Annotated in this window: 32 protein-coding genes and 1 pseudogene; 17 read left to right on the forward strand and 16 right to left on the reverse strand. The window is 71.9% G+C overall.

What is annotated here, in order from left to right:
* Positions 1 to 86: 86 nt before the first annotated feature.
* Positions 87 to 908, reverse strand: a complete 822-nt coding sequence (locus ACTFAP_RS06750; RefSeq protein WP_500468476.1) for an SDR family oxidoreductase — start codon at positions 906 to 908, stop codon at positions 87 to 89.
* Between the two features lie 86 nt (positions 909 to 994).
* On the opposite strand from ACTFAP_RS06750, the gene ACTFAP_RS06755 reads away from it, so the two are divergent.
* A complete protein-coding gene (locus tag ACTFAP_RS06755; protein WP_495683830.1) occupies positions 995 to 1,645 on the forward strand; it encodes a TetR/AcrR family transcriptional regulator C-terminal ligand-binding domain-containing protein in 651 nt (216 codons plus the stop codon).
* Here ACTFAP_RS06755 and ACTFAP_RS06760 read toward each other — a convergent pair.
* Together ACTFAP_RS06760 and ACTFAP_RS06765 are read right to left on the reverse strand one after the other, a co-directional pair.
* On the reverse strand, positions 1,635 to 2,240 hold the full coding sequence (locus ACTFAP_RS06760) for a LysE family transporter (RefSeq protein ID WP_495683831.1): 606 nt from the start codon (positions 2,238 to 2,240) through the stop codon (positions 1,635 to 1,637). The two genes, ACTFAP_RS06755 and ACTFAP_RS06760, sit on opposite strands and share 11 nt — an antisense overlap.
* Positions 2,237 to 2,953: a metallophosphoesterase gene (locus ACTFAP_RS06765; protein WP_495684905.1), complete on the reverse strand. Its 717-nt coding sequence runs from the start codon at positions 2,951 to 2,953 to the stop codon at positions 2,237 to 2,239. The genes ACTFAP_RS06760 and ACTFAP_RS06765 overlap by 4 nt, the downstream gene beginning before the upstream one ends.
* Before the next feature lie 98 nt (positions 2,954 to 3,051).
* Between ACTFAP_RS06765 and ACTFAP_RS06770 the strand changes: the two genes are divergently transcribed.
* Positions 3,052 to 3,636 (forward strand): CGNR zinc finger domain-containing protein, encoded by a 585-nt coding sequence (locus ACTFAP_RS06770; RefSeq protein WP_500468477.1) that lies wholly within the window; start codon positions 3,052 to 3,054, stop codon positions 3,634 to 3,636.
* Positions 3,637 to 3,684: 48 nt separating this feature from the next.
* On the opposite strand, the gene ACTFAP_RS06775 is transcribed toward ACTFAP_RS06770, so the two are convergent.
* From ACTFAP_RS06775 to ACTFAP_RS06785, 3 genes are all read right to left on the reverse strand, one after another.
* Complete coding sequence (locus tag ACTFAP_RS06775) at positions 3,685 to 3,924, reverse strand: hypothetical protein (protein WP_030726286.1); 240 nt, start codon at positions 3,922 to 3,924, stop codon at positions 3,685 to 3,687.
* The gene (locus ACTFAP_RS06780; protein WP_390116673.1) at positions 3,921 to 4,169 is read right to left on the reverse strand and encodes a hypothetical protein; all 249 of its coding nucleotides are present in this window, start codon (positions 4,167 to 4,169) and stop codon (positions 3,921 to 3,923) included. Before ACTFAP_RS06780 ends, ACTFAP_RS06775 begins: the two co-directional genes overlap by 4 nt.
* Positions 4,170 to 4,280: 111 nt before the next feature.
* Positions 4,281 to 5,420, reverse strand: coding sequence for a hypothetical protein (locus ACTFAP_RS06785; protein ID WP_500468478.1), 1,140 nt, complete (start codon positions 5,418 to 5,420; stop codon positions 4,281 to 4,283).
* Positions 5,421 to 5,577: 157 nt separating this feature from the next.
* Between ACTFAP_RS06785 and ACTFAP_RS06790 the strand changes: the two genes are divergently transcribed.
* From ACTFAP_RS06790 to ACTFAP_RS06805, 4 genes are all read left to right on the forward strand, one after another.
* Positions 5,578 to 6,480 carry a bifunctional helix-turn-helix transcriptional regulator/GNAT family N-acetyltransferase gene (locus tag ACTFAP_RS06790; RefSeq protein ID WP_500468479.1) on the forward strand — a complete coding sequence of 301 codons (903 nt, stop codon included), beginning with the start codon at positions 5,578 to 5,580 and terminating at the stop codon, positions 6,478 to 6,480.
* Between the two features lie 241 nt (positions 6,481 to 6,721).
* A complete protein-coding gene (locus ACTFAP_RS06795; protein WP_495683835.1) occupies positions 6,722 to 6,994 on the forward strand; it encodes a lasso peptide biosynthesis PqqD family chaperone in 273 nt (90 codons plus the stop codon).
* A 152-nt stretch (positions 6,995 to 7,146) separates the two neighbouring features.
* The gene (locus ACTFAP_RS06800; protein WP_500468480.1) at positions 7,147 to 7,902 is read left to right on the forward strand and encodes a class I SAM-dependent methyltransferase; all 756 of its coding nucleotides are present in this window, start codon (positions 7,147 to 7,149) and stop codon (positions 7,900 to 7,902) included.
* A gap of 58 nt (positions 7,903 to 7,960) precedes the next feature.
* The gene (locus tag ACTFAP_RS06805; protein ID WP_495683837.1) at positions 7,961 to 8,551 is read left to right on the forward strand and encodes a dienelactone hydrolase family protein; all 591 of its coding nucleotides are present in this window, start codon (positions 7,961 to 7,963) and stop codon (positions 8,549 to 8,551) included.
* A 153-nt stretch (positions 8,552 to 8,704) separates the two neighbouring features.
* Here ACTFAP_RS06805 and ACTFAP_RS06810 read toward each other — a convergent pair whose 3' ends face one another.
* On the reverse strand, positions 8,705 to 9,454 hold the full coding sequence (locus ACTFAP_RS06810; protein ID WP_495683838.1) for an SDR family oxidoreductase: 750 nt from the start codon (positions 9,452 to 9,454) through the stop codon (positions 8,705 to 8,707).
* 95 nt (positions 9,455 to 9,549) lie between these two features.
* Here ACTFAP_RS06810 and ACTFAP_RS06815 point away from each other — a divergent pair, with 95 nt between their 5' ends.
* The gene (locus ACTFAP_RS06815) at positions 9,550 to 10,158 is read left to right on the forward strand and encodes a TetR/AcrR family transcriptional regulator (protein WP_400009489.1); all 609 of its coding nucleotides are present in this window, start codon (positions 9,550 to 9,552) and stop codon (positions 10,156 to 10,158) included.
* A 108-nt stretch (positions 10,159 to 10,266) separates the two neighbouring features.
* Here the strand turns inward: ACTFAP_RS06815 and ACTFAP_RS06820 are convergent, their stop codons facing one another.
* Together ACTFAP_RS06820 and ACTFAP_RS06825 are read right to left on the reverse strand one after the other, a co-directional pair.
* Positions 10,267 to 10,608 (reverse strand): DUF5713 family protein, encoded by a 342-nt coding sequence (locus ACTFAP_RS06820; RefSeq protein WP_495683840.1) that lies wholly within the window; start codon positions 10,606 to 10,608, stop codon positions 10,267 to 10,269.
* Between the two features lie 51 nt (positions 10,609 to 10,659).
* A complete protein-coding gene (locus ACTFAP_RS06825; protein WP_500468481.1) occupies positions 10,660 to 11,544 on the reverse strand; it encodes an alpha/beta fold hydrolase in 885 nt (294 codons plus the stop codon).
* Positions 11,545 to 11,625: 81 nt separating this feature from the next.
* On the opposite strand from ACTFAP_RS06825, the gene ACTFAP_RS06830 reads away from it, so the two are divergent.
* The gene (locus ACTFAP_RS06830) at positions 11,626 to 12,132 is read left to right on the forward strand and encodes a CGNR zinc finger domain-containing protein (protein WP_500468482.1); all 507 of its coding nucleotides are present in this window, start codon (positions 11,626 to 11,628) and stop codon (positions 12,130 to 12,132) included.
* 37 nt (positions 12,133 to 12,169) lie between these two features.
* Here ACTFAP_RS06830 and ACTFAP_RS06835 read toward each other — a convergent pair whose 3' ends face one another.
* From ACTFAP_RS06835 to ACTFAP_RS06845, 3 genes are read right to left on the reverse strand one after another with little or no spacing between them, the layout of a single operon-like run.
* On the reverse strand, positions 12,170 to 12,406 hold the full coding sequence (locus ACTFAP_RS06835) for a DUF397 domain-containing protein (RefSeq protein ID WP_495683843.1): 237 nt from the start codon (positions 12,404 to 12,406) through the stop codon (positions 12,170 to 12,172).
* Between the two features lie 16 nt (positions 12,407 to 12,422).
* Entirely contained in the window at positions 12,423 to 12,659 is a 237-nt protein-coding gene (locus tag ACTFAP_RS06840; protein ID WP_495683844.1) for a DUF397 domain-containing protein, read from the reverse strand.
* Entirely contained in the window at positions 12,656 to 13,534 is an 879-nt protein-coding gene (locus tag ACTFAP_RS06845) for a helix-turn-helix domain-containing protein (RefSeq protein ID WP_400009500.1), read from the reverse strand. The genes ACTFAP_RS06840 and ACTFAP_RS06845 overlap by 4 nt, the downstream gene beginning before the upstream one ends.
* 203 nt (positions 13,535 to 13,737) lie before the next feature.
* Here ACTFAP_RS06845 and ACTFAP_RS06850 point away from each other — a divergent pair, with 203 nt between their 5' ends.
* The 4 genes from ACTFAP_RS06850 to ACTFAP_RS06865 all read left to right on the forward strand — a co-directional run bounded on the left by ACTFAP_RS06850 (position 13,738) and on the right by ACTFAP_RS06865 (position 16,280).
* Positions 13,738 to 14,142, forward strand: a complete 405-nt coding sequence (locus ACTFAP_RS06850; RefSeq protein ID WP_400009502.1) for an ATP-binding protein — start codon at positions 13,738 to 13,740, stop codon at positions 14,140 to 14,142.
* Entirely contained in the window at positions 14,127 to 14,348 is a 222-nt protein-coding gene (locus ACTFAP_RS06855) for a hypothetical protein (RefSeq protein ID WP_390116650.1), read from the forward strand. The genes ACTFAP_RS06850 and ACTFAP_RS06855 overlap by 16 nt, the downstream gene beginning before the upstream one ends.
* Positions 14,345 to 14,695, forward strand: coding sequence for a hypothetical protein (locus ACTFAP_RS06860; RefSeq protein WP_500468483.1), 351 nt, complete (start codon positions 14,345 to 14,347; stop codon positions 14,693 to 14,695). The genes ACTFAP_RS06855 and ACTFAP_RS06860 overlap by 4 nt, the downstream gene beginning before the upstream one ends.
* A gap of 385 nt (positions 14,696 to 15,080) precedes the next feature.
* The gene (locus ACTFAP_RS06865) at positions 15,081 to 16,280 is read left to right on the forward strand and encodes a serine hydrolase domain-containing protein (protein ID WP_500468484.1); all 1,200 of its coding nucleotides are present in this window, start codon (positions 15,081 to 15,083) and stop codon (positions 16,278 to 16,280) included.
* A gap of 332 nt (positions 16,281 to 16,612) precedes the next feature.
* On the opposite strand, the gene ACTFAP_RS06870 is transcribed toward ACTFAP_RS06865, so the two are convergent.
* On the reverse strand, positions 16,613 to 17,527 hold the full coding sequence (locus tag ACTFAP_RS06870; RefSeq protein WP_495683847.1) for an oxidoreductase: 915 nt from the start codon (positions 17,525 to 17,527) through the stop codon (positions 16,613 to 16,615).
* Between the two features lie 65 nt (positions 17,528 to 17,592).
* On the opposite strand from ACTFAP_RS06870, the gene ACTFAP_RS06875 reads away from it, so the two are divergent.
* Complete coding sequence (locus ACTFAP_RS06875; protein ID WP_495683848.1) at positions 17,593 to 18,177, forward strand: TetR family transcriptional regulator; 585 nt, start codon at positions 17,593 to 17,595, stop codon at positions 18,175 to 18,177.
* 112 nt (positions 18,178 to 18,289) lie between these two features.
* Here the strand turns inward: ACTFAP_RS06875 and ACTFAP_RS06880 are convergent, their stop codons facing one another.
* Both ACTFAP_RS06880 and ACTFAP_RS06885 read right to left on the reverse strand, forming a co-directional pair.
* On the reverse strand, positions 18,290 to 18,667 hold the full coding sequence (locus ACTFAP_RS06880) for a nuclear transport factor 2 family protein (protein WP_495683849.1): 378 nt from the start codon (positions 18,665 to 18,667) through the stop codon (positions 18,290 to 18,292).
* A gap of 197 nt (positions 18,668 to 18,864) precedes the next feature.
* Positions 18,865 to 19,557, reverse strand: a pseudogene (locus ACTFAP_RS06885) (hypothetical protein); the annotation flags it as partial.
* A gap of 107 nt (positions 19,558 to 19,664) precedes the next feature.
* Here ACTFAP_RS06885 and ACTFAP_RS06890 point away from each other — a divergent pair.
* The 3 genes from ACTFAP_RS06890 to ACTFAP_RS06900 all read left to right on the forward strand — a co-directional run bounded on the left by ACTFAP_RS06890 (position 19,665) and on the right by ACTFAP_RS06900 (position 21,848).
* On the forward strand, positions 19,665 to 20,141 hold the full coding sequence (locus tag ACTFAP_RS06890) for an NUDIX hydrolase (RefSeq protein WP_500468485.1): 477 nt from the start codon (positions 19,665 to 19,667) through the stop codon (positions 20,139 to 20,141).
* 143 nt (positions 20,142 to 20,284) lie between these two features.
* Positions 20,285 to 21,031, forward strand: a complete 747-nt coding sequence (locus ACTFAP_RS06895; protein ID WP_500468486.1) for a phosphotransferase family protein — start codon at positions 20,285 to 20,287, stop codon at positions 21,029 to 21,031.
* A 175-nt stretch (positions 21,032 to 21,206) separates the two neighbouring features.
* Positions 21,207 to 21,848 (forward strand): histidine phosphatase family protein, encoded by a 642-nt coding sequence (locus ACTFAP_RS06900; RefSeq protein ID WP_500468487.1) that lies wholly within the window; start codon positions 21,207 to 21,209, stop codon positions 21,846 to 21,848.
* 183 nt (positions 21,849 to 22,031) lie between these two features.
* On the opposite strand, the gene ACTFAP_RS06905 is transcribed toward ACTFAP_RS06900, so the two are convergent.
* Positions 22,032 to 22,400, reverse strand: a complete 369-nt coding sequence (locus ACTFAP_RS06905) for a VOC family protein (RefSeq protein WP_495683853.1) — start codon at positions 22,398 to 22,400, stop codon at positions 22,032 to 22,034.
* Between the two features lie 96 nt (positions 22,401 to 22,496).
* Between ACTFAP_RS06905 and ACTFAP_RS06910 the strand changes: the two genes are divergently transcribed.
* Positions 22,497 to 23,444 carry a WYL domain-containing protein gene (locus ACTFAP_RS06910; protein ID WP_495683854.1) on the forward strand — a complete coding sequence of 316 codons (948 nt, stop codon included), beginning with the start codon at positions 22,497 to 22,499 and terminating at the stop codon, positions 23,442 to 23,444.
* Positions 23,445 to 23,450 lie beyond the last annotated feature (6 nt).

Raw genomic sequence — 23,450 nt, forward strand, 5'->3', positions numbered from 1 at the left:
GCCGCCCGCCCGGGGTTTCCCGGGCGGGCGGCCTTCTTTCACGCTCCGGGGACGTCATGCGCCCGGGGAGGCCGCGGGGAGCGGGGTCACTCGGCCGGCGCGGTGTGGACGGCCCCGAAGGCACCGCCGTCCACCAGCAGGTCGGTGCCGGTGATGAAGGAGGCGGTGGGCCCGAGCAGGAACGCGGCGGCGTCGGCGATGTCCTCCGGTGTGCCCATCCGCTTGGCTGCGGACGCCTCGACCATGGCGCGCATCCGGGGGCCGCTGTCGCCCTTGAGCTCCTGGTGTCCCATGGGGGTGGCGATCACGCCGGGGCTGATGGAGTTGATCCGCGCCCCGCGCCGGCCCCAGGCGACGCTCGCCGCCTGGACGCGCAGCTGGTTGGCGCGCTTGGACAGGCCGTACCCCTCGTCGCTGGTGGCCACGGCGGTGGCGACGGGCAGTGCGGGCAGCGCGTCGCTCGGGGTGTGGGCCAGGGCGCTTTCCTGGGCGGCGTCCAGGGTGCCGGCCGCGAAGTGGCCGGCGAGGCTGGCGATGACGACGCCCGCGCCGCCCGGTGCCACCACGCGCCCGAACTCCTCCAGGACGAGGGCGGTGCCCAGCAGATCGACGCCCAGGATGGCCGCGGGGGGCGCCATCGCCGGGGAGAGTCCGGCGGTGTGCACGACCTGGGTGACGCTGCCCGCCCCGGCCGCCGCGTCGGCGAGCGCCGCCACCGAGGACCGCGAGGAGACGTCGACGGGCTGGGTGAGGACGGTGTGGCCGTCGCCGCGCAGGGTGTCGGCGACGGTGCCCAGCAGTTCCTCGTTGAAGTCGGCGAGCAGCACGGTCCTGCCCGCGCTCTGCCGGCGGGCGATGGCCTGCCCCATTCCGCCGACTCCGATGACCACCAGTACCTGCGGCTCCATGAGGACCTCCTCGTCCTTGAAGGGACACATTACTTTACGGACCGTTCCGTAAATAAAACTGTACTACCCCGGCATAGGATGGCCCGATGAGTAAGGTGAGCCGACGCGGCCGACCCCGCAGCCCCGCCACCGAGCAGGCCATCCTGACGGCCACCCGGGAGCTGCTCATCGAGAACGGCTACGCCCGGCTCTCGATGGAACGCGTCGCCGCGCGCACCGGCGTCGGCAAGCCCACGCTGTACCGGCGCTGGTCCTCCAAGGGCGAACTCGTCGCCTCGACCGTCGCCCACGATCTGCTGTCCGCCGTCCCGCCGGACACCGGGGACGTGGAACACGATCTGCGCGACTGGCTGCGCGCCCAGGCGCGTTCGGTCTCCGCCCCGCGCAACGCGCCGCTCGTGCTGGCCCTGATCGCCGCCGCGGCGGAGAGCCCGCAGGACGCCGAGACCCTGTACGGACGGATCACCGGGCCGCAGCGCGAGGTGCTGCTGCGCCGGCTGCGCGGCGGGGTCGCCGAGGGGACGCTGCGGGCCGGCGCCGACTGGGAGGCGGTGGCCGACGCGCTCACCGGCTCGCTGATGTACCAGTTGCTGACGGGGGCCGCCGACGCGGCCGAGCGGCGCGCCCTCGCCCTGTTCGACGCCCTGCTGACCGGCCTGCTGCCCCGGGGCGACGGCGCTGGCCGGGGCGAGGACGGGGGCGACGGCCGCCGCGAGGTCCCCCGGGTCACCAGCTGACCAGCCCCCGCACCCCGAGCACGATGAGCACCCCGCCGGTGACCCGGCCGACCGCCCCGCGCACCCGCGCGCTCTCCAGATACGGGGCGGCCCGCCGCATGAGCAGCGCCCAGCCCAGCAGCCACAGACCGACCATCACCACCTGCACGGTGGCCAGCGCGAGGATCTGACCCCCCAGCGGCCGGTCGGGCGTGACGAACTGCGGCACCAGCGTGAGGAAGACCGAGGCCGCCTTGGGGTTGAGGAGATTGGCGAACAGCGCCTGCGGATAGGCGGAGTTCCACCGCACCCGGCCGCCGCCACCGGCCGCACGGGGCACGGCGCGGGTGGCCGACCACCACGTCCACGCCCCCAGCCCGGCGAGGTAGCAGGCGCCGGCGATCCTGACCACGGTGAACGCCGCCTCCGAGCGCATCACCAGGGCCGCCAGACCGGCCACGGCGAGCGAGGCGTGGACGTACAGCCCGGTGGCCGTCCCCAGGATCACCGGCAGCGCCCGCCGCCGGCCGCCCTCGGTGACATGCCGGATGAGCAGCGCCAGGCTGGCGCCGGGCGTGATGACCAGCGGGAGGATCGCCAGCGCGAACCCCGTCACGGGATGACGCGGAAGTGCGTGGTCAGCCGCCCCTCGTCGTCGAGGAGGTGGTAGGCGAGCCCGGGCGGCTGCTCCCGGTCGGCCGGGCGGTCACCCTCCCAGGGCATCCGCAGCGTCCAGGTGACGGCCGGGGACACCAGGAGCGGGCGCCCGGCGAAGACCGAGGCGGCGGCGGTGTGCGCGTGCCCGGTCAGGACGGCGGTGACCTCGGGATGGGCGTCGAGGAGCGCCGCGAGGTCACCGGGGTTGGTGAGCCGGTGGGCGTCGGGCAGCGGGTGGTGCAGCGCGACGGGCGGCTGATGGAAGGCGATCAGCGCCCGGGTGCCCGGCGCCAGGGCGGCGAGGGTGCGGTCCATCCACGCGGCGGTCCCCGGGGACAGGTGCCCCTCGTCCTCACCCTCAAGGGTGACATCACACATCAGGACGGCGACCTCCCCGATGTGGTGAACCTGGTTGCCGGGGCCCAGCTCCCGCTCGTACGGGGCGCGCACGTCGTGGTTCCCGGGGCAGGTCAGCACCGGGAACGGCGCCTTGAGGATCCGGGCCGCCTCCGCGTACTCCTCGGGCGTTCCGTGGTCGGCGATGTCGCCGGTGACCAGCAGTGCGTCGACGGGACGGGGCAGGGCGCGCAGATGCTCCATGACCCGGGTGGCCCGTTCGGTCGCGCGCTCGGTTCCGTCCAGGTGCAGATCACTGATCTGGGCGAGCAGCAGCACAGCACCCTCCTCTTCTCACGCTAATTTTCCGATTTACCGTGAGGACCTTAGACTGTGCGCGCCGATGTCATCAAGGGAGCGGAGCGAGGGACCCGATGGAACGCTGGCCGGCCCTGGACCTGGCGAGCACGATCCGGCACGACGGCGCCGGCGGGGTGTGCGACGACCTGACCACGGTCGAGGGGCTCGCACGGTGGCTGACGGAGCTGCCCGGGATGCCCGTCCACGACGTCGGCGCGAGCGAGGAGTTGCGGCTGCGGATCACCGGCCTGCGGGCGGCGGTACGGGCCCTGTTCGCCCGCACCGTCAGCCCGGGACCGGCCAGCCCGGCGGACGCCCACCGGCTCATGCCGCATGAGGAGGCGCTGGCCCGGCTCAACGCCGCCGCCGCGCTGGAGCCCGTCGCCCCCCAACTGGACTGGCCGGCCGAGGGCGTTCCGGCGGCGGCCACGCTGCCCTCGGCCGCCGACCCGGACACCCGGCTGCTCGCGGCCCTGGCCCGGGCGACGATCGCTTTCCTCACCGGCCCCGAGCGGGAGCGGCTGCGTGCCTGCACGGCGCCGCGCTGCGTGCGGTATTTCGTCAAGAGCCACGGCCGCCAGGAGTGGTGCAAGCCGTCGTGCGCCGACCGGGCCCGCGCCGCCCGCCACTACCGGCGCCGGGTCAGTTCCGCCCCGTGAGCGGGCGGGTGCGGGTGGGCCCGTCAACCTACCCACACCGCCCCGGGATTACAGCGAGATCAGCCGGACCACGGTGACGGTCAGGACCGTGGCCGAGACCACGTAGCGCACGATGGCCCCCGCCACCGTGGCGTCGCGGCGGTCCCGGTCGCCGCCGACCTCCGTGGAGCCGTGCCCGTACGGGTCACGGGCGATGGTCGTCGCCATCGCGCTCTCGAACTCCGACCGTCGCGGCATCTTGCGCAAGCCGTCGTCGGCCGGCGGCGCGTAGGCGAGGCGATGCCTCACCCGGCGCCGTGCCGCTCGGCCTCTTCCCGGGCCAGGCGCTCCATCGTGGCGTCGGCGGCCGGGTCCGGTACCGCCTCCAGCATCCAGTGCCGCATCACGGCGTGGATCTCGTGCACCCCGGCCTCGTTGATGGCCGTGTCGAAGTCCGGCCGTCGTTGCGGGGGCAGGGCGGCTCTGATGTCGGGGATGCTGTTGGGAACATCCACCTCCCGGCCACCGACCCAGGTCTTCAGCGGTTCTGCCACCCGGGCAGCGTAGCGCCACCGGCGCGCGGGACGCCCGGGACACCTCGGGTTCGCGCCGATCACCTGTCCGTGCGCGCCGAGTTGGCCGCCACCCCCGGCGGGCGGCGGCCCTCACCACCACGTGCGCCAGGCCCCGCACGCCCCGTTGGCGCCGGGGGCCGACGGGACGCCGGGCGCACACACCCGGTCCCCCGCCGCCGCGTGCAGCCGTACCAGGGCGCCGGACCCCTGGGCGCACGCCCCGTCAACACCGGTGGCGGGGACGCCCGGTGGCGCGTGCCACCCGCCGGGCGGCTCCCCGTTGGTCGCCGGCAGGTGGCCACGGACCCAGCCGACGGTGTGCGTTCCGCCGGCATGCCGTTCCCCGTGCGCGGTGTACGGAGGGCGGGGCCCCTCCCCCGGGTGGTGCCCGTGCGGCGGGCGCAGCCGGTGCTGGGCGACCCGGAGGTAGGTGAGGAACCGCGCCTCCGACAGTCCGTCACGGTGCGCGTGGGACAGCGCGGGGAGGTGCCCGTCCCGCAGGTCGTACGGCCCGGCCACCGGCGCCGTCGCCCGCCATCCGAACGGCGCCACCGCCTCCCTCCGCAGCGCCCGGCCCACCGCCGTGGCGGCCTGCCCGCCCTGCGGGAGGCCGGTGACGTACAGCTCACCGCTGAGCCGTACCCCCAGGCGCCCGGCGGCGGTCCGGGCGGCGCGCAGGGAGTCCAGGGCGGCGGACCGGGCGGAGACGGCGTACGGGGACGGGTGGGTGCCGGGCCGGGGCCCGTCGGAGGCGACGACCGCGAATCCGCCCGCCGCGTAGAGCAGGGCGTCGGCGACGGAGCTGGCCCCACCGGCGGAGTGCACGTCGTGGCCCTGGGCGGTCCTGCCCGGGACCCCGGACACGGTGGGCAGCGGGGTGGCCCCGGCACCGGTGGGCAGGACGGGGAGGACGAGCAGCGCCGACACGGTGAGGGCACCGCCGTGCGGCGCGAGTGTGCGGTAGATCAGCCGGTGGAACGCGGCCCCGTAGCGGACGAGTCCGGCCTCCGCCGGCACGCCCGTCGCGGTCTCCAGCACGGCGGCCAGCTCGGCGCGCCCGTACCGCTCCAGCGGGGTGACCTCGACCAGGGCGCCCCGCGTCGCCGCGCACCGGAGGTCCGGCCCGGTGCCGCCCCCGGCGCCGGCGCCGTCCGCGAAGGCGGGGGAAGCGGGCAGGGTCAGGACCAGCAGCAGTGCGGCGGCTGCCGCACCGGTCGTTCGGAACCGCATGGCATTCCTGGGCACCTCTTATTTCTCCACCCGTCGGCGCCTTCGCTACCCGTGCCACGCGGAACCCGTGCGGTTGTACTGGGGTGCGGAGGAGCGAAGCGATCACCGGGCGCGCCCCGATGTGACAGAACGCGGATTGTCTGACTAAAGTCAGAGGATGACGGAGAGGCTCCAGATCGAACAAGTCCGCCGGTTCAACCGCACCATCACCGAGCGTGTCGGCGTGCTCCACGACCACTACCTGGGCCGTGACCGCCCCATCGGCGAAGCGCGGCTGCTGTGGGAGATCGGCGAGCGCGGCGCGGACGTACGGCGGCTGCGCGAGCGCCTCGGGCTCGACTCGGGGTACGTCAGCCGGCTGCTGCGCGCGCTGGAGACGGCGGGCCTGGTGACGGTGGAACCCCTCCCGTCCGACAAGCGGGTCCGCACCGTGCGCCTCACCGACGCCGGCCGCACCGAGCTGGACGAACTCGACCGGCGCAGCGACGAGATGGCCGGCTCGCTGCTCGAACCCCTGAACGCCTCCCAGCGCGCACGACTGGTCTCCGCCCTGGCCGAGGCCGAACGGCTGCTGACAGCGGGAACCGTCTCCCTCGACCCGGTGGACCCGGATCATCCCGACGCCCAGCACTGCCTGCGTTCCTTCTTCGCCGAGCTGAGCGAACGCCTGGACACCGGCTTCGACCCCGCCCGCAGCCTGCTCCCCGACGCGGGCGAACTCCGAGCGCCGCGCGGCGTGTTCCTGGTGGCCCGGCTGCACGGCGAACCCGTCGGCTGCGCCGGCCTCAAGCTCCCGGCCGGCGCCCCCGCCGAGGTCAAGCGCATGTGGGTCTCCCCCGCCACCCGGGGCCTGGGGCTGGCCCGCCGCTTCCTCACCGAACTGGAGGCGCGCGCGGCCGGACACGGCTACGACACCCTCCGGCTGGACACCAACAAGGTCCTGACGGAGGCGATCCGGCTCTACCACGCGTACGGCTTCACCGAGGTCCCGGCCTTCAACACCGAGCCGTACGCCCACCACTGGTTCGAGAAGCGCATCACCGCGGGCGATCCGGTCTGACGCCCCCGCCGGCCCTCCACGCCTCCCCGCCGCCCTCTTGCCCGGAGCCGGAGCCGCCCCTGGGCGGCGAGGGCTCACGGGGAGCGCCCGTTGCGTACCGACCGCGCTCGGCGGCGGCGATGCCAAGGGTTCGCCCGTTGGTGCGGTTTGGCCGCTTCGCCGGTTGCGGCCCGGCCGCCGCGGAGAAGCTCCGCCGTGACGGGGCCGCCGCCGGCCGGGTGGGCCCGAACGGAGAGAGCCCATGACCGCACCCGCGCCCGCACCCATCGCCCTGCGTCCGGGTATCACCCCGGTGACCACCGGCGACATCATGGTCCTGCTCGACGAACGCGCCGGGACGTACTGGCAGATCAACCCCACCGGCGCCCTCGTGCTGCGGCATCTCCTCGACGGCGCCACCCCCGAACAGGCCGCCGTGGCGCTCGCCCGCGAACGCCCCGGAGCACTCCACGCGGAGGCGGACGTGGCCGACCTGCTCGCCACCCTGCGGGAGAGGAACTTGCTGGCCGGCTGAACCACGCGCCCCGATCGGCGAACCCCCGCACGACACGGGCTGCGCTCCCGTCATCACCGTCCCGCCGCCGCCCCGGAGAGGGTGACGGCCGACGCCGCGCCGGTGGGAGAAACCTGTCGACGCCGCGCGCGCTGCTCCGACATCGTGGCGGCATGGAGCAGGAGGAGATCTGGGACACCGTGACCGCCCAGGCATACGACACCCCCGGCACCGGCATGTTCGCGCCGGACGTGCTGGACCCGACGGTGGACCGCCTCGCCGAACTGGCGGACGGCGGCCCGGCGCTGGAGTTCGCCATCGGTACGGGGCGGGTGGCCGTCCCGCTGGCCGGGCGTGGCGTACCGGTCGCCGGGATCGAGCTGTCCCGGCCGATGCTGCGGCAGTTGCGGACCAAAGCGGACGAGGCGGCGATCCCGGTCACCATCGGCGACATGGCGACGGCCACCGCCCCGGCGTCCGCCGCGGCGCCGGGCACGTTCCCGCTGGTCTATCTCGTCTTCAACACCATCTCCAACCTGCTCACGCAGGAGGAACAGGTCGCCTGCTTCCGCAACGCGGTCCGCCATCTCGCACCGGGCGGACGGTTCGTGATCGAGCTGTGGGTGCCGGAGCTGCGCAAGCTGCCGCCGGGGCAGCCGGGGGTGGTCTGCCAGTCGGAGGGGGGCTACCTCCTCGTGGACACCTACGACGTGCTGCGCCAGCACGTCGTCTCGCACCACTTCCACTTCGACGAGAGCCGGCAGGCCCGGCTCGGCCGCACGCCGCACCGGTACATCTGGCCCGCCGAACTCGACCTCATGGCTCAACTGGCGGGCCTGTCCCTGGAGTCCCGGCACGCCGACTGGCTCGGCGCCGAGTTCACCGCCGACTCCCGTTCCCATGTCTCCGTGTACCGGGCGGGCCGTTGACGCTCCCCCGCGATCCCGCCGCCCGCCGCCCGCCGGGGCGGTACGGCAGGATGATGTGATGGTTCACATCGCGCTGTTCCACTCGATTCTCGGCCTGCGTCCCGCCGAGCACCTCGCCGCCGAGCGGTTGCGTGCGGCCGGCCACCAGGTCATCACACCCGACCTGTTCGACGGTGCGACCGCGACCACCCTCGACGAGGGGTTTCAGCTGCTCGACCGGGTCGGCTGGGCGACGGTGGTCCACCGTGCCCGGCAGGCGCTGCGGGACATGCCGCAGGAGACCGTACTCGTCGGTGTCTCCATGGGGACCGGTGTCGTCACCGATCTGTGGCCCGAACGCACCGCTGCCGCCGGTGTCGTTCTCCTGCACGCCACCGCCGAGCTTCCCGCGTCCGTCCCGCCCGGCACGCGGGTGCAGTTGCACGCGGCCGAACCGGACGACTTCGTGCCGCCGGAGAACGTCGCCGCGCTCCGCCGTGCGGCGCGGGAACAAGGCGTCGAGCTGGAGGTCTTCCGTTATCCGGGCGCCGGCCACTTCTACATCGACCGGGAAGGCGAGGACCACGACCCGGACGCCGCCGAGCTGACCTGGCACCGGGTACTCGATTTCCTCGATCACGGCCTCGCCTCCCGGGGCACCGCGCCGTAGCCACCGGGTACGGCGCGGCCCGCTGCCCGGACGCGGGCTCCGTCGCGGCGGTCAACGACGGTCCGCCGGCGACGCCTTCCTCCGCCGGGCCGGTGCCGGACGCCGGCGGGAGGCCCACCGCGCGAAGCGATGGCGCCCTCCCGCCGCCGCGCGTCAGATCTGGTTCTCGCCGCCGTCGACGTACACATTGGCGCCGAGCATGAAGCTGCTCTCGTCGGAGGCGAGGAACGCCACGACGCCGGCGACCTCCTCCGGGCGCCCCATCCGGCCGATCGCGGTGTCCCCGGCGAGGTGCTCCCGGGCGGTGGACAACTGCTCCTCGCCGAAGAGATCCCTGATCCCGGTCGTGTCGATCGGGCCGGGCGAGATGGCGTTGACCCGGATGCCCCGGCCCTTGAGTTCGTTGGCCCAGGTCCGGGCGAAGGACCGGACGGCGGCCTTGGACGCCGCGTAGAGGCCGAACGCCTCGGTGCCGTTGTCGGCGGCGGTGGAGGCGTTCAGGATCACCGAGGCGCCGTCGTTGAGCAGCGGCAACGCCTTCTGCACGGTGAACAGCGTGCCTCGCACATTGACGGCGAGCACCTGCTCGACCTGCTCCTCGGTGGTGTGCTCCAGCGTCGAGAACAAGGCCGTGGCGGAGTTCGCGAAGACCACGTCCAGGCCGCGGCCCCGGGCGCGGACCGCCTCGTAGAGCCGGTCGAGGTCGGCCAGGTTCGTGATGTCACCGTGCACGGCGGTCACCGACGGGGCGCCGATGGTTTCCACGGCCGCGTCGAGTTCGGCCTTGCGCCTTCCCATGATGAACACGTGCGCGCCCTCGGCCGCCATACGTACGGCGCTGGCCAGGCCGATCCCGGTGTGACCGCCGGTGATGACAGCGGTCTTGCCGTCGAGTTGCCCCATGCGACTGCCCTCCACAAACTTTCCGTACCGATCGGTACTGAATAAGAACCTAGCACCTCTGAACCGATCGGTACAGAAAAGGTAGACTGGGCCGCATGGATGCGCGACAGAAGGGCCGGCTCGGCCGTCCGCGAGGGTTCGACGCGGACGAGGCCCTGGAACGGGCCATGCGGGTCTTCTGGAAGCAGGGCTACGAGGGCGCCAGCCTCGCCGACCTGACCGAGGCCATGGGCATCAACCGCACCAGCATGTACGCGGCCTTCGGCAACAAGGAGGAACTGTTCCGCAAGGCCCTGGACCGCTACACCGAGGGCCCCGCCTCGTACGTCGCGCGGGCCCTGCGGGAGCCGACCGCCCTGGGCGTGGCCACCGCCTTCCTGAACGGCGCCGTCGAGGTCAGCACCCGCCCCGGGTGCCCCGCCGGCTGCCTCGGCGTCCAGGGTGCCCTCGCCGCAGGGGAGGCCGGGCTCAGCAGCCGCGACCTGCTCGCCGACTGGCGCAATACGGGCGTCGATCATCTGCGCGACCGCTTCCGGCAGGCCGCCGACGAGGGCGACCTGCCCGCCGGCACCGAACCCGGGGCGCTCGCCCGCTACCTCATGACGCTCGCCAACGGCATCTCCGTCCAGGCGGCCGGCGGCGCCACCCGCGAGGAACTCCAGCACGTGGCCGACATGGCCCTGCGCGGCTGGCCACCCGCCTGACGAGGGCCGGGGCGGGAACGGCCACCCCCACCGGGCGACTCACGGCAGGCGACGCATCGCAGGTGACGCACGGGGGGTGAAGCACGGCAGCCGGCGGGGAGTTGCCCCTCACCACTCGCGGGGGGCGATCAGTTCCTCCACGTCCGCGTCGGCGAAGCCGTACGCCTGGGCGACGAACCAGATGTCCCCGCCGATCTCCTCGCGCGCCACCGTCTCGATCTCGCTCCCGGCCGCCTCGAACTCCGCCTCCAGGGCGTTGAACTCCTCGGTGGCGGCGTGGGTCAGCACATAGAGCGCGGCGAGATCGGCCGGCCGTTCCGCCTCGATCCGCTCGCAGAGCCGGGTCAGGATCGCCCGGCCACGGTCCAGGACCTGGTCGGGAAAGTAGTCGTCGGCATAGAGGACTTCGAGGAACCGGCGCTCGGCGGCCTGGGGCTCGGTGATCGGCATGCCGCCGATTATGGGAGGAGGCACTGACAACGGCCGGGCACCTCCCTCCCTTCAGCTCCGGCCGGCAGGCTCGCCGAGCACCCGCGGGCGGAACTGGAGGATGGCGGCGGCGACCTCATCCAGGTGGCTCTCCAGCAGGAAGTGACCGCCGTCGAGCAGAACGATCTCCGCGTCCGGAGCGTCCCGCCGGAACGCCCGCGCCCCGTCCGGCCCGAAGATCTCGTCGTTGCGGCCCCAGATCGCCAGCACGGGCACCCCACTCGACCGCAGCCACGCCTGCACCGCCGGGTACAGCTCGCGGTTACCGGCGTAGTCGCCGAACAGAGCGAGCTGGGCCCGGTCGACGCCGGGGCGGGCGAGCAGTGCCAGGTCGTGCTCCCAGGCGTCCGGGTCGATCAGGGTGGGGTCGGGGACACCGTGGGTGTACTGCCACTCGACGGCATCCCGGCCCAGGGCGGGCCGCAGTTGCTCCTCGTTCTCCGGGGTTCGCTGCGCGCCGTAGGCCCAGATGGGCTCCCAGAAGGACGGGACGAACCCCTCCTCATAGGCGTTTCCGTTCTGCGAGACGACACCGAGGACCGCCTCCGGGGACGCCAGCGCGAGCCGCCAGCCGATGGGCGCGCCGTAGTCCTGCACGTAGATCGCGTAGCGGTGAACGCCGAGGACGTCCAGGAAGCCGCGCGTCACCTCGGCGAGGGCGTCGAAGGTGTAGGCGAAGTCCGACACATCGGGCGCGGAGGAGCGGCCGAAGCCGATGTGATCGGGAGCGATCACCCGGTACGGGCCGGCCAGCGCGGGGATCAGGTGCCGGAACATGTGCGAACTCGTCGGGTAGCCGTGCAGCAGCAGGAGGACGGGGGCGTCCGAGGGGCCCGCCTCCCGGTAGAAGACGGTCAGGCCGTCGACGTCCACGGTGTGGTGATGAACAGCGACCACGGTAACCCCTTAAATCAATTTAACCGGTTAGGCTATGCTGATGATGCAGAGCACCGGAGGGCGTGTCAAGGAGAGCGGGAGGTGGGCGTGGCCGAGGACGAGGAACTGCTGCTCGCCGTACTCAACAGCGCCCCGGTGCTCGACGGGCACCCTACGGACGCACTGACGGCGGAGGACGCGGCGGAGTGGATACGGGCGCTCGGCGGCCGTGGCACGAGCGAGGAAAGCGACCAACTGCGCCGGGTACGGGACGCGTTGCACCGGCTGATCCGGGGGGAGTCCTCAGATGTCAGCGGAATGGCGACGGTGCTCGATCAGGCACGCTTGCGCCCCGCCGTCTCACCGGCGGGGGTCTCCTGGGAGCTGGAGGCGGCGCCGGACGAGGAACTGGCGGCCCGCGTCGTCCTGGCCTGGTCGCGCGTCAGCACGGAACTGCCGCGACGGCTGCGGCCTTGCGCGAACGAGGAGTGCAACCTGTTCCTCGTCGACCACAGCCGCCCCGGAACAGCCCGCTGGTGCTCCATGGCCACCTGCGGCAACCGCATGAAGGCCCGCACCCACGCGCGCAAACGGCACCACGAGGGCTGACCGCCCGGCTGGATGCGCGCTGACGGTCCGGACGGCTTCAGCCGCCCCGGGGGATGTCGAACGCTCTGGCCTTGGCGGCACGAAGGAAGGCCGCCGGCTCGGTGCGCGTGCAGCGGAGCGGGGCCAGGTCGGGACGCTTCGAGTCACCCAGGGCAACACCCCCGGGCATGGTCATGAGCTGAACGCAGGCGTTGCCATTGCCCGCGCTGTGGCGGGACTTCACCCACTCGCCGTCCAGCGGCTCTGGATCCAGGTCCGTCTTCTGGCGGGCCATGCCATCTCCCACGAGGTCAATCGTTAAGCAGATGGTCGAACTCGCCGGCCTTCGCCGCCTGAAGGAAGGCCGCAAGTTCGGTGCGGGTGTAGCGCAGCGGGGTCAGGTCGGGACGCTTGGAGTCGTCCAGGGCCACCCCTCCGTCTATCTTCATCAGCCGGACACACACATCGCCGTTGCTGTTGCTCAGGCTGGACTTCTGCCACTCGCCGTTCAGCGGAGCGGCATAGAGATCGGCCTTGGGATCCTTCATAGTGTCTTCTCGACCCTCTCGATCAGCTGGAGAGTTTCCGCCGCGTTCAGTGCCTGCCCCGCGAGGTCGGCGAACCGCCGCCGCGCGCGGCGGACCTCAGCCGCATTGTCCGTGGCCTCGCCGCCACCCCGCGACATCTCATGCATGACCACGGTCTTGTTGTGCACCCCAGGGTACTCATACAGGGTGAAGGGAGAACCTGCGGCTGCGGCGGCTCCCGCCGAGAACGGGATGACACTCAACGTGATGTTCGGCTTGGCCGCCAAGGCGCGCAGGTGCCTGAGCTGCGCACGCATCGTCTCGGGGCCACCGACCACCGGCCATAGCGCCGACTCCAGAAACAGAGCCCGCAAGACGACGGGGTGATGACGCGTCAGGACGTCCTGCCGTCGAAGCCGCGTCTCGACAAACTGCTCACGCCGCAGGAGGCTCTCATCCTTCTGCCCGAAGGCGGCCAGTGCCTCGACATACTCCTTGGTCTGACACAGCCCAGGGATGTACGTGCCCGAGTGCACGTGGAGCTTCTCGGCAGCGTCCTCAAGTGAGAAGGCGGGCCCGAATCCGGCCGCGAGTAGTTCCTTGTACTGCGGCTCCAGCCACCACGGCCGCTCGATCGACTTCCCCGTGCGGATGGTCGCGCGGATGTCGGCCTGCCTGGATTCCGGCACCGCGTACACCTTGAACATCCGCTTCAGCACCGACTCGTCCGGCCAGTGCTTGCCGCGCTCGATGTACGAGACCTTGTTCTGTGAGCACTTCAGCTGCTTGGCGGCATCGGCCTGCGATTTGTAGCCGGCTTCCAGCCGGATACGCCGAAGCTCTTCTCCCAAGTCGCGCTGGATCGATAGGGCGTTGGTATTGACGCTCGTCGACACGGTTTCCCTCCGGCTTCGTTGGCCCCGCCTGGCAGCAGCGTAGCGGCTCCGGAGCCGTCGCGGGGTCCCCTAACGGGTGAACCCAAACGCAGCCACTTGCGTAAACACATGGTTGGCCGCAACACTCACTCACCTACGCTGCGGCGCACAGCCGTCGCACTGTGTAGCCCAGTTCGTCGCAGGTCGGCTGGAAGGAACTACCCATGCTGGAGCGCGGGTTCGTGTTGGCTGTCGGGCGGTACCCCTGTGTGGCGGCGTCTGTCCGCCGGGCGCGGCGGATAGCGGTGGAGGCGTACGCGCCGTATCCGGGGGTGGATCGATTCGCGGTCGAGTTGCTGATTTCCGAACTGGCGACCAACGCCGTTCTGCACGCCACCGGCGACTCGTTCGACGTCCTGTGTCACTCGCCGCTCGGCGGCTCCGTGCAGGTCGAGGTGCACGACCGGTGCCGTGCCGTTCCCGTGCGGCGACGGGCCGCCGTGCAGGACGAGTCGGGGCGCGGGCTCGAACTGCTGGACATGCTCGCCTCGCACTGGCGGACCGAGCGGACCGCGAACGGCAAGAGCCTCATCTTCACTCTTCAGGAGGGGTCATGTTCGAACCGCTGATCCGGACCATCGTGGTCAACGGCAGCGACGTCCGCGTCGGCGATGTCGTCTCGGTGGGCGGCATCCCGCACCGCGTCCGCGAGCTGCGCGAGCTCATGCCGTCCCGCAAGAAGCTCATCTTCGAGGACGGCAACGCGTACATCCTCGGCAAGTTCCTCACCATCGAGGTCACCAGGCTGCACGCACCGCTGCGGCGCGTGCGGTGAAGGTGCCGGAGGAGCCGCTGCTGTTCGCCAGGACCGGGGTGCTCAGCGGCTGGTGGGAGAGCGGCCTGTGTCTGATGTGCCGCAGGCAAGGGGTGCCGGTGATCTGGCTCGGGCCGGTGATCCACGGGGCCCGGCACGCGCCGTTCTACTCCTGCGAGACGTGTACCGGATGGCTGGTGCGGTACGTCGGCACGCACGATCACGACGCCCCTCCCCCGGCGCCGTCCTCGTCACCGGCGCCCGTCGCGGAGTTAGGGCTCAGGTACGTCGTCGCCGCGCTCGGTGTGCTCACGGTGGCCGGGGCCGTCGGCTCCCTCTGGCTGGCCTTCTCCGGCCGTCCGCCCTGAGGCGCGTTTCGACCGTGGCGGATGCCGCGCTTGCGCAGGCAGGCGCGGTTCGCGCGAGAGCCGTACGCCTTGTCGGCGCGAACCTTGTCCGGCCGAGTACGCGGACGGCCCGGCCCGAGCCGAGGCACCCGGATACCGGCACCTCAGTGATGAGTCAACGACCGTCGTGCCCTCTCCTCTTCCGACGGGCAGTCGGCTGCCTTCGAAGCTGTACTTGGCCTCACTCAGGTCAGCGCTACTGCCAAGCGGGGGGTTACCCCCATTACGTGCCGTGCCTCCACTGCATAGCGTGATCGTCGTTCCCGGTTCTGTTCAATTCGGTGGAGGAATAGCGACAATGAGGTACAGGCTTCATCGGCGGGGTGGTCGGCAAGGGAAGCGCCTCGTGGCCCTGGCGACGGTCACCGCGGCGCTTGTCTCGGGGATGATGGTGTCGGGATGCAGGCCGGTCGTCGCGCACGCAGTGGTGGAGCCATCCGATAGCGGTGTCACCGCGGCACTGCGAAGTGACCTCGAGAAATATCTGGACGATCAGGGCACCAAGGACCATTTCTCAGCGGTCTCCCTTCGGGTGACCTATGCCGATCAGCAACCTGATATCTCGGTCGATGTGGGGACGTCCCGCTACGGCGGTGGCCGGCCGGTGAACAGCGACGCGCTGTGGCAGATAGGCAGCAACACCAAGGCGTTCACGTCCGTGCTGCTGCTTCAGCTGGAGGCCGAAGGAAAGCTGTCCATGCGGGACAAGCTGGGAAAGTGGCTTCCCGAGTATCCGGCGTGGCACGACGTCACCATCACGCAGCTGCTGTCGATGACCAGCGGCATCCCCAACTACACCGAGCAGAGTGCGTTCCTGAGGGATTTCGACGCCGAACCGTCCACGCGCTTCACGCTGGAGCGCCTGATGTCCTATGTGGAGGGCCTGCCGCTGGGTCCCGCGACGTACGAGTACTCGAATACGAACTATCTCCTCGCGCAGATGATTGTCGAACGAGCGTCGCACGACACGTACGACGAGCAGCTCGCCGAGCGCATCATCGAACCCCTCGGAATGAACGACACCTGCCTGCCCCCGTACTGCCCTCCGGGCACGGCCTCGCGCATGCCGGCGCCGTACTCCACCCATGCCGACCTGCCGAACCATCTCAACAAGTCGGTTCCTCCGCTCGCCCTGTCCTGGGCGCAGGGGGCGGGTGGCCTGGTGAGTTCGCTGGAGGACATGACGGCTTGGGACAGGGCGTTGTACAGCGGTCAACTGCTGCCCCCGGCGCAGCAGCGCGAGCTGGAGTCCCTGGTCTCGATGCAGACGAGTGAGCCCATCGAGAACGTCACGGCCGACGATCCCTTCGGTTTCGGGCTCGGTCTCGTGAAGATCGTCCATCCTGTGGCCGGGACGGTCTGGTTCTATGAGGGGGCCACTTATGGAAACCGGGTGCTGCACATGTACTTCCCGGAGACTGGCATGATCATCGCCATTGCTGTCAACAGCGCCGTCGGCGGGGAGGACACGCTGCCCGACCTCGCCGGTACCGTCTACGAGACTCTTTCGGCGCAGAAGGCAACAGGCTCTCCCACGCGCCAGTAGCCCCGGAGCCGGCTGCCTGACCTCCAGGCAGCCGCACTGCGAGGTTTGAGCTTCCTCGTCCTGAACTGGGCCCTCAACGTCGCAGGGCACTCGGCCTGCTGAGGCCCCGGGAATCGGCAGGCCGCGATGCGGCCGTTCTCCGGCCCCGGCCGTCCGTGGCCGCAGGAGATCCGCCGCGTACCCGTCGAGGATGACCAAACGGTGTGCGGCGCCACCGAGTACGTCCCGGAATCCCGCAACCCGCCGCATCGCCCGCCCGTCTCGGCGTCCGCCGACTCCCCACCCTGCCCTGAGCGCCCCCGGCGTCGGCAGCGGCTCACCGGCGCCTGCGGCTACCCGACCGCGCCGGTGCTCGCGGCCAGCGGGAAGGCGGTGCCGGTCAGTTCCTCGGAGACCGTCCACAGCCGGCGGGCGACCGCGAGATCGCGGGCGGCCTTCGACCGGCCGACCAGCTTGGGCGCGCCGCGCCCCTCCAGCAGGCCGTCCGGCCCGACGTAGCTGTCGCCGGGGAGGTCGGCCACCGCCGCGTACAGGGTGGGGAGCGCCCCGTCGTCGTCGCTCTGCGAGAGGCGGCGGGTGGCGGCGTCACGGAGCCGGCCGCGCATCGACCCCGGGGTGCCGAGGTGGTCCAGCAGACCGGTGGCGGCCATGCCGGGGTGCGCGGCCGTGGCACGCACCGGGGAGCCGGCCTCGGTGAGGCGGCGGTGCAGTTCGGTGGTGAACAGGAGGTTGGCCAGCTTCGACTGGGCATATGCCGGGAAGGCCCGGTAGGGCTTGCGTTCCCAGTTGAGGTCGGCGAAGTCGATCCTGCCCCGGCGGTGACCGGTGGAGGAGACGGTGACGATGCGCCCGCGCCGCCGGATCCGGGGCAGCAGCAGGTTGGTCAGCGCGAAGTGCCCGAGGTGGTTGGTGCCGAACTGCAGCTCGAAGCCGTCGGCGGTGCGGCCGAGCGGCGGGACCATCAGGCCCGCGTTGTTGATCAGGAAGTCGATCGGCTCGGTCACCTCGTCGGCGAACGTGCGGACGGAGGCGAGGTCGGCGAGGTCGAGCCGGTGCACGCCGACCTCGCCCGTCATGCCCGCGGCGGCGGCGTGACCCTTCGCCGGGGTGCGGACGGCGAGGAGTACGCGGGCGCCGTGTGCGGCGAGCGCCCGGGCCGCGGCGCGGCCGATACCACTGTTGCCTCCAGTGACGACGGCGGTGCGACCGGTCAGATCCGGTATCCGGTCGAACGTGAATGTTGTCATGAGCAACAATGTATGCAGCGACAACAAAGCTGTCAACGGCAACATCGGCGGGCTAGAGTGGGCCCGTGCCCGCCTACCACCACGGAAATCTGCGCGCCACCCTGCTGGAGGCCGCCGAGCGCAGCCTGCGCGAGAACGGCGTGGAGCAGCTGTCCCTGCGCGAACTGGCCCGCGAGGCCGGAGTCAGCCACGCCGCGCCCCGGCGGCACTTCGCGGACCGGCAGGCGCTGCTGGACGCCCTGGCCGAGGCCGGCTTCGTCCGGCTCGGCGCCGAACTGCGCACCGCGCGCGACGCCTCGGGGGCGGCCTTCGGCCCCCGACTGCATGCGGTGGCGGTCGCGTATCTGCGCTTCGCCACCGAGGACGCCGCGCTGCTGGAGGTGATGTTCGCCGGCAAGCACCGCGCCGGAGCCGAGCGGATCGCCGAGGCCGCGGCCGGCCCGTTCGGGCTGCTGCACGATCTGATCCAGCAGGGCCAGGAGGAGGGGGTGTTGGAGCCCGGCGACGTACAGCGGGTCGGTGTCGTCCTCTTCGCCACGATGCAGGGGATCGCCGCCCTGGTGAACGGCAACCTGGTGGCCCCCGAGTTGCTGGACGGCATCGTAGAGACCGCCGTCAACCAGTTCATGCGCGGCTCGCGCCGCCCCTGACGGAGCCCGCCGCCCCCCGTTCGTGCTCACCAGCACGTCGCCCGGGCCCGTCAGACTCCCGAATGCCGAAGGGGCACGTTCAGGGGGGAGGAGGGCAGCGAGAGAACGATGATCAGGAGGCGGCCGGCTCGATCTCCCCCGCGAAGACGATGATCTCGTCGATGAGGCTCCGTCGGAGACGCACGACGTCCATTCCCGCCAGACGGGGGCCTCCACCGGGCGTGGTGAAGACCCACTGGTACCGGGCCCATTCGTCGGGCATGTCCACCGCCGAGCAGCGCACCATCGTGCCGGCCCCCGCCGGGTGGTGCCGGATGTCCAGCACGAACCGCTCGACCGCGGCGATTCCTTCGCTGCGACCCAGCGGTCCCCAGAAGACCACATCCGTGGTCAGGGCCTGGGAGAGCAGGGCGGCCACATAACTGTCGTCCGAGGTGTTGAACGCGGAGATGAACGTGTCGATCGCGGAGCGTGCGGTCTCTTCCTGCATGCCCCAGTAATACCAGCCGCTTCGCGTGCGTTGGTCCCACAAGCAGCCATCCGGTCACGGTGAGCCCTCCCCGTCACAGCACGAGGCGTGTTGCTCGCGGACGTTGGTCACACGTCGCGGTTTCGCCGGCCGACCGCGACAGGGGCCGTGAACAGCGTCCCTCCCCGCTGTGCACGACCCCCGCACGGTGGGGGCCGTCAGTCTTCGATCAGGCTGTACGTACCCGTGCCGTCCTGTCTGCCGCCGGAGTACTGGCGGATGAACTCCCCGTCCGCGTAACGGTCATGGCCCATCATGGAGCCGGTGTACTTGTTCTGCACACCGATCAGCGAGCTGCCGGGAACGTCGCGGTAGATGTAGAACCGCTGGAGGTCGTCCTCCGTGCAGGTGGCCGTCCGCAGGATCGCCCGTTCGTCGGCCGCGCTGGGCTCGGCGATGGTCGCGCACCCTCCGTTGCCCCAGTTCCACAGGGACGCCTCAAGGACCCCGTTGGTCTCCGTCACGTTGCACAGGCGCCAGTGGTCCAGGTGGGCGCTGAAGATCGTCGAGGGCCGCAGGCGGACACCGTCGCTCGCCAGGACCGGCGCGCCCCAGGACAAGGGCCGGCCGGGTACCGCGATCTTGTAGACGGTGGTCTGGCAGTCAAGGGCGGCCCGCGTGCCGGGCCCGGCGGCCTCGGGCCGACCGGCGGACGTGCCGCCGGTCAGGGCCGGGCTCCGCGCGCCGCGTTCCCGCAGTTGCTCCGCAGTCGGCGGCACCGCGCCCGCCGGGCGCTCCGCCTCCGCGGCGGCCGAACCGCAGTCGAGGAGGTCCCGCGCCTTGGCCACGATGCTGCCCGCGGGAACCTCGTCCTGGCAGCGCACCGCGCCTTCCTCAAGAGTGGTGTAGGTGGGACTTCCACATGCGGAATCCGGGGGAAAGGTGAGCCCGGATGCCGATCACCGGCACGGTCCTGCGGTGTTGATCGGCAGGTCACGCACCGCCTACCGTCAGGTCGGTGGAGACCACACACCGGCCCGCCGCCCGGGTCATCTGTCTGGACGCCGCCCACCGCCTGCTGCTTCTGCGCTGGCGTGACCCGTTCGACGGGAGGTGGCTGTGGGAGCCGCCCGGCGGCGGAATCGACCCGGGCGAGACCCCGATCGTGGCGGCACGGCGCGAACTGGCCGAGGAGACCGGACTCGATCCGGCCTCGGTGCTGGACCGGTCGGTGCCCGTCGACCGTGACTTCCGGTGGAACGGAAAGCGGTTCGTCGGGACCGAGACCTTCTTCCTCGCCCGGTTCGCCGAGGAACAACCAGCGCTCGCGCGCACCGGCCTGCTCCCGGACGAGCAGGTGAATCTGGGCGCGCACGCGTGGATCTTCCCCGCCGAACTCAGCTCACTGCCGGACCCGGTGGAACCACCCCACCTGCCGTCCGTCCTCGCCGCCCTGGTCCCGGACGGTCCGTGGAGTCGGCGGGACAGCGCCTGACGGATGGGCACCACACCTGCCGCCCGGCCTGGTCAGATGGCGGCGTCGTGCACAGGGCCGGACAACGGGGCGTGATCCGCCGCGTCATCGCACGTGACAAACCCCGCGACACCGGCCAGGTCCCCCCGGGATAGTGGTCGCCCATGGATGAGATCGAGGTCGTCGTCGCCCATTCCGAGCGCGCCACCCTGCGCGTCGGTGACGTTTTCCTGAAGGTGGACACCGATCAGGCGCGCCTCGACGTCGAGGTCGAGGCGATGTCCCTCGCGCCCGTCCCGACTCCGAAGGTCCTGTGGCGCAAACCGCCCGTGCTCGCGATCGCCGCCGTCCCGGGGACGACGCTCGGGCGGCTCGGCGGACCGTCGACCGGGACGCCGACGGCGTGGGCCGCGGCGGGCGCGGCCATCCGGACGCTCCACGAAGCGCCCCTGCCGCCCCAACGGGGGCGCGCCGGGCGGAGCATCGCCAGACTGACGGCCGAACTCGACGACGAGTGCGAGGCGCTCGTGGCACACGGTGCCCTGCCCGCCGACCTGGTCACCCGGAACCGCCGGGTCGCCGAGGCCGCGCTCCGGCCGTGGACCCCGGCGTTCACCCACGGCGACCTGCAGATCGCGCACGTCTTCCTCGACGGCGACGAGGTCACCGGCATCATCGACTGGTCCGAGGCGGGCCGGGGTGATCCCCTGTACGACCTCGCCACCTTCACGCTCGGACACGAGGACCGCCTCGACGACGTCATCGCCGGCTACGGCACCGGCATCGACCTCGACGTGATCCACGCGTGGTGGTCGTTGCGGAGCCTGATGAACGTTCGCTGGCTGGCGGAGCACGGCTTCGACCCCTTCGCGCCGGGCTGTGAGGTCGACGTGCTGAGATCGCGGATGTGAGACCGCGCGGGCCCGGCGCCGCGTGAGCATTCCGGGACGTCCAGCGCGCCGGCTCGTACAGGTCCTGCCGGACCCGGCCTGCTCCCGCCCCGGCCCCTGAAGGGCGCGAAAAACGTTTGCCCGACCGGGAGCGGCTCTTGCACAGTTGCGGGCCGCCCACCGAAAGGCCCGCACCATGCGCACCCTGTACGTCGTCACCCACCCGGAGGCGACCCACCACGTCGAGGGAGTCGTCGGCGGGTGGCACGACTCCCACCTGACGCCCGCCGGTGTCCGCGCCGCCGGTTCCATCGCCCGTGCGCTGCGCGAACAGGTCCCGGACGGCGCCGAGGTGGAGCTGTACTCCTCGGATCTGCGGCGCACCGCACGGACGGCCGAGGAGGTGGGCGCGGCGTTCGGCGTGCGGCCGGTCCTGGACCGCGATCTGCGGGAGAAGTCCTACGGTGAGGCGGGCGGAAAGCCACAGGAGTGGCTGGACCGGCGGTTCGTGCCGCCGCCCGCCGTCGGGGAACGGATGGACCACGACGAGGGCGTCGCGGGCGCGGAGACCAAGCTGGAGGGGGCGCGGCGCCTCTACGCCGCCCTGGACCGGATCCTGGCCCGCCCCTGCCGTCACCAGATCATCGTGACGCATGGCGGCTCGCTGACGTTCGTCGTCTCGGCCTGGATCAGGATGCCGATCGAGGCGGCCGGTTACGCCAGTTTCCGGGCGCCGTCCGGCAGCATCACCACGCTGCGCGAGGACGACTACTTCCACAACCGTCAGCTGACCGTGCTCGGAGACACCCGGCATCTCGACGCCGCCGGGGCCGGCTGACGCACCTCCGGCGATCACGGGCGGGTGGTGCACGGGCGGTCTCCCCGGTCACGTTCCCGAACGAGCGTACGCCGGGCCGCCGGCCACCCGGCGAAGGGTGTGGGCGGCACACTCGCCGCCCGGGGGCACGGCCCCGCCGGTGCCGGCCGCACGGGCCGGCGCCGCCGGAGACCGTTCCGGCCGTCAGTCGACGGGGGCGACCCGGATCAGGTTGCCGTCCGGGTCCGCGACGACGAAGGTGCGCCCGAAGACCGTGTCGGCCGGCTCGCTGACCACCCGGACGCCCTTCGCCACCCACTGCTCGTACCGGCGGTCGATCGCCTCGGGCGCGCCCGGCAGGCAGACACAGACCTCGCCCGTGCGCGGCACCCGCGGGTTCAGGCCGCCCTCGAACTGGCCGCTCCACAGGGCCAGGTCGGCGCCGTCCCCGAGGGAGTAGGAGATGAATCCGGGGCTCTCGAAGACGGGCTTGATCTCCAGGAGGTCGGTGTAGAAGCGGGCGGCTTCCGGCGCGTCGCTGACGTAGACGATGAAGGTGATCGAGGCAGCCATGAGGTGTTCCCTGAGTCGGTCGTGCTGACTGGACGACCGGAGCCTGCCGGTCATACCTGACGGATCCCGTCATGTTTTCTGCGATGCTCGGTTTCCGTGACCCCGGATCGGTTCTTCTCGCTGCTGCTGGCCCTGCAATCAAGGGAGGCCACGACCTCCGCTGACCTGGCCGCCGAGGCGGGGGTGTCCGTGCGGACCGTCCTGCGGGATCTGCGCTGGCTCCAGGAGGCGGGCTTCCCGCTGCTGATCCGGCGCGGCCGGTGGGGCGGGGTGACGCTGCTGCCCGGTGGCCCGCTGGACACCTCGCGGCTGACGCCGGAGGAGCGGGATCAGCTGGCGCTCCACGGACTCGACGACGCGCAGCGCGGGCATTTGGGGGCGTCCGGCGACAGCAGCCGGGCGCGCCGCAAGATCGGGGCGGCGGCGCGCCGGGCGGGGACCGGTGCGCTGCCGCTGAGTTCGCTCGTGACCACCGACAACAGGCCGTGGTTCTCCGGGGAGTCCGAGGGGCTGCCCCGGGCGGCGATGGTGGACGCCCTGCGGCGCGGGGTGCGGCTGCGGATCCGCTACCGCCGCTCGGGGGAGCGTGAGCCGACCTGGCGGGTGGTGGACCCGTACGGCCTGCTGGCCAAGGCCGGGAAGTGGTATCTGGTGGCCGACCGGGCGGGGCGTCCCCGGCTGTACGCGCTGGAGCGGCTCATGGACTGGGAGCCGGTACGGGCGGCCCGGCGGCTGCGTCCGGGCGCGGACCTGGCCGGAGTGGCGGCGGAGTTGACGGCGCACTGGGAGAACCCGGACGGTTTCCTCATCCGGGCCGAGGTCGATCCCGATCGGCTCGGGGTGGCCCGGCGCATGCTCGGCCGGCGGCTGGTGATCGGGGAGGCGGTCGCGGGAGGGCGGGTGAGCGTCACCGTCAACGGGCGGAACGTGGAGGATGTCCGGCTGCTCCTGCCGTTCGGCGGCAGTCTCACGGTGACCGGTCCTGCGGAGGCCCGGGCGCGGATGCGGGAACTCGCCGAGGAGATCCGCGCGGTGTACGCGTAGGGCGTC

The sequence above is a fragment of the Streptomyces sp. PH9007 genome, assembly GCF_059813725.1.